Source organism: Micromonospora antibiotica (assembly GCF_017599305.1).
In the GTDB taxonomy this organism is placed as follows: domain Bacteria; phylum Actinomycetota; class Actinomycetes; order Mycobacteriales; family Micromonosporaceae; genus Micromonospora; species Micromonospora antibiotica.
Genome location: NZ_JAGFWR010000006.1, coordinates 1 through 12,525 on the forward strand (window position 1 = coordinate 1; position 12,525 = coordinate 12,525).

Consider the following 12,525-nt stretch of genomic DNA (forward strand, 5'->3'; position numbering starts at 1 on the left):
CCGGGCTCTGTCGACGGTGGATGTGGCCACGGGTGAGCCGGCGACGGCGATCAACCAGCGTAGCGATGTGTGTGCGGTGCCGGCGGCTGCGGTGGTGGCGGAGGCGATGGTGGCGTTGGTCCTCGCGGAGGCTGCTGTGGAGAAGTTCGGTGGTGACTCGGTGGCCGAGATCCGCCGCAACCTGACCGGTTACCTCGACAGCCTGATCATCCGGTGAGCGCCGGCTGCCAGGAAGGGCTGGCACGGGTGAGCGCGAGGAGTGCGGCACAGCGCAGCCCCGCAGCCGCGAACGGAGGGCTCCACCGGGGAACCCGGGCCGGGGCGCTGCGGTGACGTCCGCCGCGTGCCCCGGCATTGCCGCCTCCCGGCGCTACCGGCAAACTCCTCCCTGATCCGACTGAACTTTCGACTTGCTCGGTGCGTTGAGAGGTCGAAGCCACAGCCTGTCGAGGAGCGCACCGGTGCCACTGACCTTCACGCCCCACCGCGAGCGGCTGGAACGATTCGTCGGTGGGGTGCGGCAGCGGTTGTCACCGCTGCCCGACGTCGTACGGCGACGGCTGTCGCGCCTGCCCGGCCCGCCGATCGTCGCGCGGATCATCGCCGGTCTGGTGGCCCTCGCGCTCGCTGTGCTGGCCGGTTTCGCCGCCACCACCGGGTTCGGCACGGCCACCGCCGACACCGTGGAGGGCAAGCCGGTCCCCGCCGACCAGGCACCGCTGATCGCCCAGGCCGCGCTCTCGTGTCCGACGCTCACCGCGCCCCGCCTGGCCGGGCAGCTCATGGCCGCCTCGGGTTTCGTGGCCGACGCGCGCACCGACAACGGTGGTTCCGGGGTGGCCGGGTTGACCGACGAGCTGTGGCAGCGGTGGCTGCCCTGGCCCGACGCGCCCCGCCTGGACGTCGCGGCGAACATCGTCGCGCTGGCCCACCACATGTGCGACCTCGTCGGGCAGGTCGCCCGGGGCGACGTCGACGGCGACACGTGGGAGCTGGCACTCGCGGCGCACCGCTCCGGGATGCCCGCGGTCCAGGCCGACCGGGGTATCCCCGAGGTGGCGGCCGGGTACGTGCGGACCGTCGTCGGCTACGCCGAGTGGTACTCCCGGCAGCCCGACTTCGACCGGGACGCGACGGGCGGGCCACCGACACCTGTCCCACCCGCGCCGACCGCCGGCAGCGCGCCGCGCCCCATCCCCGACGAGTACCTGTCGGCGGTCCTCGCCGCCGGCCGCGCCTGCCCGGCGGTGACCCCGGCCAAGATCGCCGGACAGCTCATGGCGGCGTCGGGGTTCAACCCGAACCTGCTCGGTGCGAACGGCGCGCAGGGCATCGCCCAGTTCCTCCCCACGGTCTGGAGCCGCTACGCGACGGCGGGTCAGTCGCCGTGGGAAGCCGCCACGGCGATCGCCACGCTCGGCCGGACCATGTGTGCCCTCACCACCGACCTGGGGGGACTCACCGCCGACCCGTACCCGCTCGCGTTGGCTGCCTTCCAGTGGGGTCCGGGGGTGCAGGCCGGTGGCGCCCCGGACCTGAGCATGGTGGACGAGAACGCCAGCCGGGTCCTGGCCTATGCCGCCTTCTACGCCCAGGATCCCCGGCTCGGCGGCCGGCCGTCGACGCGGCCTCCGCTGCCGGCCGGCACCCGGGGCCCGGTGCTGGCCCTGCCGCCCACGCCCGCCGGTGCGGGCCCCGGTCCCGGTCCCGGCGCCGGCACGACCAGGCCCGGTGCCAACCCGACCAAGCCCGCCCCGGCGGCCGCCGCCCCGTCCACGCAGGCAGCGGCCCGTCCCACCACCCCGGCGCCAGCGCCGGCGGCGTCCACCGGCTACCGCATCCGCGGGTACGGCAGCACCTGTGTGTACGCCCCCTCCACCGTCGACGGTCAGCAGTTGGTGATCTGGGACTGCAACAGCTCGGCCCGACAGAAGTGGACCTTCGGCGGTGACGGCACGATCCGGATGGGTTCGCTCTGCATGGATCTGGCGAACGCCTCCAGCGCCGACGGCACCCGCATCCAGTTGGCGACGTGCAACGGCGGCTGGGCCCAGAAGTTCTGGATCAACGGCTCCGGCGACATGGTCAACTCGGCGATCGGCAGGTGCGTCGACGTCCGGGACTGGTCCACCGCCAACGGCACCGGCCTGCAGCTGTGGACGTGCAACGGCGAGGCCAACCAGAAGTGGACGAAGGTGAAGGCCTAGCCGGCGAGGACCGACGGGACGGCCGGACCGACGGGACGACGGGAGCACGGGACGGCCGGACAGCCGGAGCATGGGACAGCCGGACCGACCGGACAGCCGGAAGCACGGGACGGCCCGGCCGGACCGGTAGGGGCGGCGGGACGGGGCTGGTCAGCGGGGGCCGGTGGGGCGGCCGATCCGGGCCGACACGACCGCCGTCCCGTCGGCCTGCGCGACCGCGAAGAACGCCAGGGTGTCGACGGCGACCGCGATCTCACCGGTGACCTCCTGCGGCCCGGTCGTCGCCGTCCACTGTGCCACCTGGTAGGTCCGGGTGTCGGCGGCGACCGCGTAGAGCCGGTACTCGACGCCCGCCGTCAGGCCGATCACTGTGGCCCGTACGTCGGCGACCGGCCCGGGTCGGTCGGTACGGGCCGAGACGGTCACGGAGAGCCGTGCCGAGGCACCCACTCCCTCCACCGTCACTCCCGCGTTGACCGGGTTGACGGTGGACCGTCCGGCGACGGGTGCACCGCTCTGCTGCCGCTGCCCGAGCGTCACCCCCAGGGACACCGCCGCGACCATGGCGAGCGTGCCGGCGACGAGCCACCGCCGTCGCCCTCGCCGGACCCGGTCAGGCTCACGGCCGGCCGGACCACGGCCGGCCGCGTCCCGGCTGCGCGGTCGATCGGTCGGGCCCGGCCGCGACGGCGCGGGAGCCGGACGTGACGACTCGGGCCGGCCGGGCGCGACATCGGCACCGGTGGCCGTGGCCGCGCCGTCCGCCCCGACGGCCGCCGGACCGGTGGACACCGTCGCGGGGTCGGAACCGGACCCCGCGCGCGGGGGCCGGGTCGGGGTGGACCCAGGGTGCCCGGTCGGGGGCGGGTCGGGGGCGGAACCGGGCCGCTCGACCGGGACCGGGCTGGGGGCGGGCGGGCCGCCCGGCGTCGCAGCGGTGTCGGCGGTGAGCAGGCCGGCGACCTCACCGGTGGTCAGCCCGGAGAAGGCACCCACCAGCGGGCCCAGCCGGTCACACTCGTCCAGGCAGATCACGCAGGTGCCGAGGTGGCGTTCGAACTCCCACTCGTCCTGCGGGTCGAGGTCCCCCCACAGGTAGGGAGCGCACTGCTCCAGTGGGGCGTGGGCCACCGGACCGGGGGCGTCGCTGTCGCTTCGGAGGTCGGTCATGGCCTGTCAGCTCTGCTCGGGGAGGCAGCGCCTCGCGGCCCGCCGCCGCAATCGTATGCCATCACGGCCGTGGTGGACGTCTCACGCACCGTCAACCTCCCCGATCACGGCGCGTAGCGCGCGCAGGGCGTAGTGTGCCCGGGATTTGACCGTCCCCTCGGCGATGCCGAACGCCGCCGCGATCTCGGCGGTGGACAGTCCCCGGAAATAGACGGCCTCCACCACCCGGCGGTGCTCGGTGCTGATCTTGGGCAGGGCGTCCCGGATGGTCTGCGCGGTCACCACCCGTTCGGCCACGTCGGCGGTCGCCGGCATCCGGTTGAGATCCAACGTGCCGACCTCGGTCGGGCGGGCCTGCCGGGCCCGCGCCACGTCGATGGCGACCCGGCGGGCCACGGTGAACAGCCACCGCCGTTGGGTCTCCAGGTCGTCGGCGAGACTGTCGATGCTGCGCCAGGCCCGCATCATCGTCTCCTGGAGCAGGTCCTCGGCGAGTTGCCGCTCGCCGACGGCCAGCCTGAGCAGGAACCGGAACAGCGGCTCGGCATGCGCGGCGTGCAGCGCCTGCAACCGTTCGTCGGGCGTCAGGTCGGTGGCGGGTGGTGGGACCCCGGCTGCGGTCGCCGCGTCCGCGTCGGCCGCCACCCCGATGCCGGCCCCACCCGGCGCGTCCGCGTCCGGCACGCGAGAAAGACCTGCCAACCGGTGCCTCCCCAGCACGCTCACCGTCGGCGTGACCGGCTGCGCAAGCGCTCTCGCACCTCCGGTCCCACGTCGATCCAGGAGAGCATACGGGGCGCCCCCGGGCATGCCGTCGCTGATGTCACCCGGTCTGCGGCGACGCCGCCGGGCCCGGCCCGGACGGTCCACCTGCCGGGCGGTCAGCACGCCCACCACCCGGTCCGGCTAGGCATGTGCCACCACCGGCGTGACGTCCTCCGCCAACAGGGTCCGCAGATCCGCGACGGTCGGCCCGGTCAGGCCGCGCAACCGACCGGCCTGCCGGGTCACCGCCTCGTCGAGGACCTGGCGGGCGTACCGGCCGTTGCCGAGGGCCCGGCCGGGCGGGGCCTGCTCGAAGTGCTGACGCAGGGCGGCCAGCGTCTCCCCCGGACAGTCGTACCCGCCGGAACGGGCCAGCCCCTCGAAGATGGCCACCAACTCGTCGGCGGTGTACGGGGCGAAGTGGACCCGGCGGGAGAACCGGGAGGCCAGGCCGGCGTTCGCGGCGAGGAACTGCTCGATCTCCGCTTCGTAACCGGCGACGATCACCACCACCTCGTCACGATGGTCCTCCATCAGCTTGACCAGGGTGTCGATCGCCTCCCGACCGAAGTCGTTACGGGCGTCGGGCGGTGCGAGCGTGTACGCCTCGTCGATGAACAGCACGCCACCGCGGGCCCGTTCGAACGCCTCCCGGGTGCGCTGCGCCGTGTGCCCGACGTACTCACCGACCAGGTCGGCGCGGGCCACCTCGACCAGCTGGCCGCCACGCAGCACCCCCAGCGCGGTCAACAGTTGCCCGTAGAGGCGGGCCACCGTCGTCTTGCCGGTGCCGGGCGGCCCCGAGAAGACCAGGTGCCGGGAGACCGAGGGCGCCGGCAGGCCGGCCCGCACCCGGGTCCGGGCGGCGGCCAGCAGGTCGGTCAGGTCGGCGACCTCCTGTTTCACCGCATCCAGCCCGATCATGGCGTGCAGCCGGGCCAGCAGCGTGTCCACTGCGCCGGCCGGTGGTTCGTCGTCCGCCGGGCCCGCCGTCTCGTCGAGGTCCTGCGGCAGTAACTGGGCCAGCTCCACCCCCGAGGCGGCACCGCTGTCGGACAGCCGGAACGCCTGCCGGCTGACCATCTCCTCGAAGGTCTGCCGGGCCACCCGGGCGTTGCCGAACGACCCGGTACGCGGCATCGACTCGAACCACGACTCCAGGGCGATCCGGGTGTCGTACTCCAGGGCGTAGTGGTGACTGCTGCACAGCCGTTCGACGATCTGCACCAACTCCGGGGAGGTGTAACTCTCGAACTCGACGGTCTTGGAGAACCTGGAGGCCAGCCCCGGATTCGCCGCCAGGAACGTGCGCATCTGCGCCGAGTAGCCGGCGACGATCACCACCACCTCGTCGCGATGGTCCTCCATCAGCTTGACCAGGGTGTCGATCGCCTCCCGACCGAAGTCGTGCCCCGATCCGCCACCGTCGACCGGGGCCAGGGTGTACGCCTCGTCGATGAACAGCACCCCGCCGATCGCCTCGGTGAACCGTTCGGTGGTCTTCACCGCCGTACCGCCGATGTGTTCGGCGACCAGGTCGGCGCGGGCCACCTCGACCAGTTGCCCGCCGGGCAACACACCGAGGGCGGCCAGGATGCGGCCGTAGAGCCGGGCCACGGTGGTCTTCCCGGTGCCCGGCGCACCCGCGAAGATCATGTGCCGGGACATGGGTGGGGCGGGCAGCCCGGCGGCGGCCCGCCGCCGGCCGATCCGGTGCAGCCCGACCAGGGTCGCCACCTCCCGCTTCACCCCGGCCAGGCCGACCAGCGCGTCCAGTTCGGCCAGCAACGGCGCGGCCGGGTCGTCGGCGGGCGCACCGGCGGGCGGTGCCACCGACACCACCGGGGCGGGGTCGGCGACCCGCACCGGGCCGGTCGGATCGGGGCGTGCCGCGGGTGGCGACGACGGGCACACCGGCGTCGCCCCGGTCCCGTCCGCCGCCGGGCCCGGCGGCGTCTGCCCACCGTCGGTACCGACGAGTTCGACCGCAGCGGCGTCGACCGTGGTACGCAGCCGACCGCCCCCGTTGCCCCGCAGCTCTGTCTCGACCAGCCGCACCGGCCGACGCGTCTGCACCAGCACCCCCGGGCCGGTGTTACCGAACACCTCGCACCCGGTCACCTCGCCCTGCGACTCCCCGCCCAACCACACCCCCGGCCCGTCGCTACCCCGCACCCGGCTACGCCGCAGCTGCACCGTCGCCCCGCGCTGTGCGGTCAGCCCGGCGCCCCGGCTGCCGAGCACGTCCACGCCGGTGGCCCGCAGCCGCCCGCCCGACACGACGAGACCGGTGGCGCAGTCGCGCAGGGTCATGCCCTCCACGGTCAGCTCCCCGTCGGTCACCGACACACCGGCCGACCCGGCGTCGGTCACCGCTCCCCCGCGCGCCCGCAGCCGGGCCGACTCCGCCACCCGCAGCCCCTCCTGCGTCGGCGCGGTGACGGTCAGGTCGTCGACCTCGGGCCGGGAGGTGCCCCGGGCCAGCAGCCCGGACCGGGCCCGGACGATCGTCACCTCCCGGGCGCTGCCGGTCGCCGCGTCGGCGAAGAGCAGGCCGACCCCGTCGGTGGCGGTCAGCGTGCCGCCCTCGATCCGGGGCGCCGCCGTACCGCTGACCACCACCGCCGCCCCGGTCTCCACCTCGACCCGTAACCCCAGGTAGCTGCCGGTGGCGGCGGCCTGGACACTCAGCCCGTGCCCGCTGCCGGCCCCGACGACGCAGTCGCGCAACGTCGGGTCGGCCGTCCCGTCGACCAGCACCGCCGGGCCGGTCGCCGTGCGGATCTCGCAGCCGGTCAGCTCGGGGCTGCCCCCGGTCACCAGCACCGGGGTGCCACCGGTGTCCACGATCCGGGTGTCGACCAGCCGGATCGTGCCGTCCTCGACCACCACGCCGGGGCCGTCGACGGCGGAGATCACACACTGCTCCACCAGCCCCCGGCCGCCGCCGGTGCACAACAGCCCGCTGCCGCGTACGTCGGTGATCGTGCAGCCGCGCAGCACCGGGTCGCCGCCGGTGACGGCCACCGCCACGGTGCCGATCCCGGCGACCGTGGTGCGGACGACCTCACCGGTGCCGGCGCGTTCGAACAGCAGACCCGCCCCGGCGGGGTTGCCCACCCGGCAGTCCCGCATGGTCAGCTCCCCCCGGGGCACGTGCACCGCGACGACACCACCGGCCCGTACGCCACACCGGGTGAGGTCCAACCGACCGCCGCCGACCTGAACGGCCGGCATGTGCCCGCCGCCACCGAGCAGCTCGATCCCGTGCAGCGTCACCTCTCCCGCGCCGACGTGCAACGCCACCCCGTCGCCCCCGTCGATGGTGACCGTGCCCGGCCCCTCCTCGGCGATCAGCGTGACGTCGCCGCCGAGCTGGAGCTGTTCCCGGTACACCCCCGGCTGCACGACGACGGTGGCGCCGAACGGGGCGACGGCCAACGCGCCGGCGATCGTCGGCGGGCACCCCGGTTCCGTCTGGGAGACCGCCATCACGGTGCTGTTCACCCCTCACCACCCTCTCGTCTGGTTGATCCCCCGCCCACCGCAAACCGCGCGCCGCCGCCCGGCCGACGGTGGGCGGGTTTCGTCGTACCGGCCCGCCCCGCCACCGGCATCACCCCGACGGCGGGACGAACAGCCGCCCCGCCCCGTCGACGCCGACCCCCACCGGCAACGGCGGGGTGCCGCCGCCCGGCACGTCCCCCACCCCGGCGACCGCCCGCAACCGCTGCAGCGTCTGCTCGCCACCCGGGGTCGGTCGGCCGGCCGGCAACTCCCGCAGGAACACCTGCCGCAGCTCGCGGTCCCCCACCGGCTCGTCCGCCAACACCTGGAAACAGGTCCCGGCGGGGAAGACCGCCGTACCCTCGGTCCGGGGTCCGGTGTGGACGCCGGCGGATGTGGTGCGGGCCCCGGTGCCGGCCGTGCCGAGTCCACCCAGCCGGCGGGCGCCGACGGACCAGATCACGAACTGCACCCCGGCGTCCGGCACCGGCGCGGACGTCGGGTCGACGTCGAGGAAGGCCGGCTCCACCAGCAGTGTGCCGGGCGGGTAGCCGCCCGGTGGTGCGACGGCCGCGGCGCGGAAGACCGGACCGAAGACCACCGGCAGGCGACGCAGCCCGTAGCCCACCCAGCGGGCCAGCACCGCCGCATCGTCGGCCGGCACGGCGTCGCCCCGCAGGACCGCGTTCACCGTCTCCCGTTCCCCGACGCAGTAGGCGCGGACGGCGACCAGGCCCGCCGGCAGGTCCGGCGCGCTCACCGCGGCCACCCGCAGGCCGGGTTCCTCCGCCAGGGTCCGGGTCACCACCTGCGTGTACGAGTCGTAGCGGCCGGCGAGGATCCGCCGCAGCGCCGTCCGGTCCCCGGCGGTGGGCGCACTCCCGTCCAGCCGGAACGTCACCGGGACCCGCGTCGGGCCCGGCGGGGCCGGCCGCGGTCCGGGGACGACGGCCGGCGGCACGCCGGGGCCGCCGGCCACCGGGCCGGGTGCCGGTTCCGGTCGGCCCGGCACCGCGTCGGGCGTCCCGACCGGGATGTCCGGACGGCCGAGTGCCGGGGCCGGTTGGTCGGGAGCTGCGACGGGTGGCACGGTCGGGCCGGGGGTCGGGCTCTCCGGGCCGGGCGGGGGCGCGTCCGTCGGCTGCGGGGCCTGCGGACGACCCTCCCCGGTCACCTCCGGCGACGCGACCCGCAGCAGGTCGAGCCGGGGAGCGGCGATCCGCTGCCACCGGTCCACACAGTCCACCGGCACGGCTGCCGGGTCGACGGCCGACGCGGACACACCGACCAGGAGCACCCCCGGGGTGTCGCGGGCCGTACCGGAACCGTCCGACGGCACGGCGGCCGGCCCGGCCCGGCGGGCGGCGGTCACGACGGGCCCGGCACGGGTCATGGCGGGCGCGGTGCCGGTCGTGGCCGGCGCGGCACCGGTCATGGCCGACGCGTCGTCAGGTGGTTCGGAGGTGGCGGGCGCGACGGGTGGCGTGGGGGACGCGGCGGGCAGGTCCGCCGGGGCGGGGAGCACCGGGCCGAGGTCGGTCACCGTGCGGGCGGTGCCCGCCGCCGGCCGGGGACGCCACCGGCGGAACGTTCCCGTGGTGGTCAGCAGCCCCGTCGCGGTGACCTCGACCCGGGCGTCACCGGCGACGACCGGAGCGCCGAGGGCGTCGGCGAGAGCCCCGAACAGCATCCCGGCCGTGGCCGGGTACGGTGCGTCCCCGCAGAGCACCACGGGTCGCCCGGTACGCCGCAGGGCAGCCAGGTGACCGGCGAGCACCCCGGGTGGCACCGGCCGCCCGTCCACCTGGAAGCCGCCCGCACCGAGCGCCACCTCGACCAGGTAGACGTCGAGCGGCACCGGAGCCTGCCGGCCCGGGTCCGCGACGTCGTCCCGCCCCACCGGCGTGCCGACGGTCGGCGGGCCGACGGGGTCGGGCAGGAAGGACCAGCCACCGGGGACCGGTCGTCCCGGCGGGCAGCCCCGGTCACCGGCCGACTGCCCGCCGGGAGCACCCGGACCGCCACCACCCGCCGGTTCCGGCCGTCCCGCGTCCGCAACGGACCGGACAGGCCCGACGGACCGGGCGGGCAGGGTGGGTTCAGCGGACAGCGCGGGCACGGCAGGCGGGGCGGGTTCGGGGGCACCGGGGCGGCGCGGCCCGGCGGGCGGCGGCCAGGCGGCGGGCAGCCACGTGTAGCCGTCGCCGACCGGGGCGACCAGCCAGCCCTCGGGGCCGCCGACCGGCCGGGACGACCCGGCAGGCGGCGGGCACCAGGCGGCGGGCGGGTGCTCCGGTCGGGCCGATCCGCCGTCGGCGACGATCCACCGGCGGGCCGCCGGCACCCCCCGGGTGGACACGGCCGGGGCGTCCAGCGGCACCGCCCCGTCGATCCCGAGATCCGTGGCGAGGCCGGCCGCCAGGTCCGGCACCGCCACCGGGTCGGCGTATCCGCCGAGCGGGACCAGCCGGAACCCGGCGGCCGACCCGCCGAGCTGACGGGGCAGCAGGTCGGCCAGGAGAGCGAACAGGTCCGGGCGGGCCGACACGGCCGCCGAGCAGAGCACCACGGTACGGTCCGGGTCGGCCGGCAGCCGGGCGGCCACCCCGGCCAGGGCGGCGTACGGCTCCGTGGCGGCGTGGACGAGGAGCACGGCACCGACGACGGCGGCGTGTACGGGGTCGGGCGGGTCGGTCATCGTCGGTCAGCCCGCCGTCGGACCCCGCCGGTGGCCTCGACCAGCGCCGCCCGGGACCGGTGCACCGCCACCGCGTCCACGTCGGGGGGCGCGTAGCCGGCCGCCCGGATCGCCGCCAGCAGGCCCTCGTCCGGGGCGATCCGGTACCGGGTGAGGTAGTGCGCGGTGGCGGCGGACCAGATCCACCGGCCGTCGCCGAGCAGGTCCACCGGCACCGTGCGGCCCGGGGTGACCACGTCGGGCACCCCGGCCGGGCCGGTCAGCAGGGGGAACCCGGCGGCGAGGTAGCCGGCGACCCGGTTCGCCTCCGCGGTCGACAGTCGGGCCCGGTCGGGGCCGAACGTCGGGTTCCCGGTCGCGTCGAGGGTGTCGAAGGTCGCCGCGACGCGTACCCGCTCGGCCGGTCGTGCGGCCCAGAGCAGGACGGCCCCCGCGAGCGCCCGCCGGTGGTACGCCGGCAGCCCGGCGAGGTGCCCGAAGACCTCGACCAGCGGTTCGGTCTCGCCCACCGCCGCCAGGGCGGCCTGGAGCCGCGCGGTGAGCGCGACCGCCCCGGTACGGGCCTGAACCAGATAGACCCGGGTGGCCGACGGGTACGGCGTGGCCGACGCCGGGCGTCGCCAGACCCGCCACAGCCCGGCGGGCTGTGCCGCCCCGCCACCGAGGGCGCCGACGGCGGCCCGGTCGACCTCGTCCACGCCGTCGGACGCGACGTCCCCGACGGGCGGGTGCACAGCGGAGCTGGCCGACCCGGTCGGCCCGGCGGTGTGACCGTTGCCGGGCTGGCCGGGGTCGGTGGGCGGGTCGGGTGTCCAGAGGTAGGGCGGGGTGCGGTCGTCCCCGGCGCGGGGCAGGTCGGCGAGCAGGTCGTCGGGCGCACCGGCGGCGACGAGCACCCCGCTGAGCAGCAGCACGTCGGGGTCGGTCAGCCGGATCTGCCGGGCGACGGCGGCGAAGGCCACCATCCGGGCCACCTCGGTCACCGCACCGTCGGCCAGCCGGGCGCGGGCGGTGCCGAGCAGCGCGGCGGGGGCCTGCCCGGCGATCCGCAGCAGGAGCCGGTGCATCGCCGACGGCACGCTCATGCCTCCACAACGGGGGGTCCGCCGTGATGGTTCACCCCGGTCCGGTCGGGGTCGCAGATCGCCGAGAAGAGGTACGACAGCGAACGGTGCACCGCCACCGCGTCGAGGGTCGGGGCCGTGTAGTCGGCGGCCCGGATCGCCGCGAGCAGGTCCGGTTCGGGGGCGAACCCGTACTGGTCGGCGTAGTAGGTGACCGCCTCCGACCACAGCCACCGCCCGTCGCCCCGGACACCCGTGGGCACCGGGTCGGCGGCCGACGCCGGATCGAAGCCGTCAGCCGACCGGTGCGGGCTGGTCAGCAGCGGCACCCCCGCGCCGAGGTAGGCGACGACCCGTTCCGCCTCGTCGTCGCCGAGGGTGCCGGGTGGGTCGGCGGGGTCCGGTGGGGTGGCCGTCCGCAGCGGCCCGGCGGGGCGGTCCGCCCAGAGCAGCGCCGAGTAGGCCAACGCCCGCCGCTGGTACTCCGGCAGCTCCACCGGCTCACCGAACGCCTCCACCAGCGGATGCCGTTCCCCGGCCGCTTCCAATGTGGACCCGATCCGGGCGGCGAGGGCGACCGGCTCCGCGCCCTGCACGAGGTAGAGCCGCTTCGGCACCGGATACGGCGTGTCCGCGGCCGGGTACCGCCAGGCCCGCCAGAGCCCCACCGGCCCGGGTGCGGCAGCCACCGCGGCGATGGCGGCCCGGTCGAGGTCGTCGGGCCCGCCCGGGCCGTCCCCACCCACGGTCAGGTCCATGCTGTACGGCATTCGCCCGCCGGCCCCGGCCAGCACCTGTGGGCCCACCGGGGCCATCCCGTACGCCACCGGCGGGGCTTCGCCGGTGGACAGCCCGGCGAGCACGTCGTCGTCCGTGCCGGCGTCGGCCAGGAGCCCGGCGAGCAGTACCTGCTCGGGTGCGGTGAGCCCGACGCCCCCGGTCAGGCAGGTGAACGCCACCGCCTGGGCCACCTCGGCCAGCTGATCCGCCGCGAGCCACTGCCGGGCCGCGCTGACCACCTCGTCCGGGGCCTGCCCGGCGAGGCGCAGCAGCAGCCGGTGCACGGCGGTACGCCGATCGGTGGTCGGCCCGGTCGTCGTGGTCATGCCCCCAC

The 12,525-nt window shown here is 76.2% G+C and carries 8 protein-coding genes; 2 read left to right on the forward strand and 6 right to left on the reverse strand.

The window, feature by feature from the left end; genetic code table 11:
* Positions 1-217, forward strand: a 217-nt coding sequence (locus JQN83_RS13450; protein ID WP_208567471.1) for a chorismate synthase, incomplete at its 5' end; no start/stop codon positions are given.
* Positions 218-461: 244 nt separating this feature from the next.
* The gene (locus JQN83_RS13455) at positions 462-2,207 is read left to right on the forward strand and encodes a ricin-type beta-trefoil lectin domain protein (RefSeq protein ID WP_208567472.1); all 1,746 of its coding nucleotides are present in this window, start codon (positions 462-464) and stop codon (positions 2,205-2,207) included.
* 150 nt (positions 2,208-2,357) lie between these two features.
* On the opposite strand, the gene JQN83_RS13460 is transcribed toward JQN83_RS13455, so the two are convergent.
* From JQN83_RS13460 to JQN83_RS13485, 6 genes are all read right to left on the reverse strand, one after another.
* Positions 2,358-3,377, reverse strand: a complete 1,020-nt coding sequence (locus JQN83_RS13460; protein ID WP_208567473.1) for a hypothetical protein — start codon at positions 3,375-3,377, stop codon at positions 2,358-2,360.
* Positions 3,378-3,458: 81 nt separating this feature from the next.
* Entirely contained in the window at positions 3,459-4,061 is a 603-nt protein-coding gene (locus JQN83_RS13465) for a sigma-70 family RNA polymerase sigma factor (RefSeq protein ID WP_307799237.1), read from the reverse strand.
* A 222-nt stretch (positions 4,062-4,283) separates the two neighbouring features.
* A complete protein-coding gene (locus tag JQN83_RS13470; RefSeq protein WP_208567474.1) occupies positions 4,284-7,649 on the reverse strand; it encodes an AAA family ATPase in 3,366 nt (1,121 codons plus the stop codon).
* A gap of 109 nt (positions 7,650-7,758) precedes the next feature.
* Positions 7,759-10,347: a hypothetical protein gene (locus JQN83_RS13475; RefSeq protein ID WP_208567475.1), complete on the reverse strand. Its 2,589-nt coding sequence runs from the start codon at positions 10,345-10,347 to the stop codon at positions 7,759-7,761.
* Positions 10,344-11,432, reverse strand: coding sequence for a hypothetical protein (locus tag JQN83_RS13480; protein WP_208567476.1), 1,089 nt, complete (start codon positions 11,430-11,432; stop codon positions 10,344-10,346). The genes JQN83_RS13475 and JQN83_RS13480 overlap by 4 nt, the downstream gene beginning before the upstream one ends.
* Positions 11,429-12,517, reverse strand: a complete 1,089-nt coding sequence (locus tag JQN83_RS13485; protein WP_208567477.1) for a hypothetical protein — start codon at positions 12,515-12,517, stop codon at positions 11,429-11,431. Before JQN83_RS13485 ends, JQN83_RS13480 begins: the two co-directional genes overlap by 4 nt.
* Positions 12,518-12,525 lie beyond the last annotated feature (8 nt).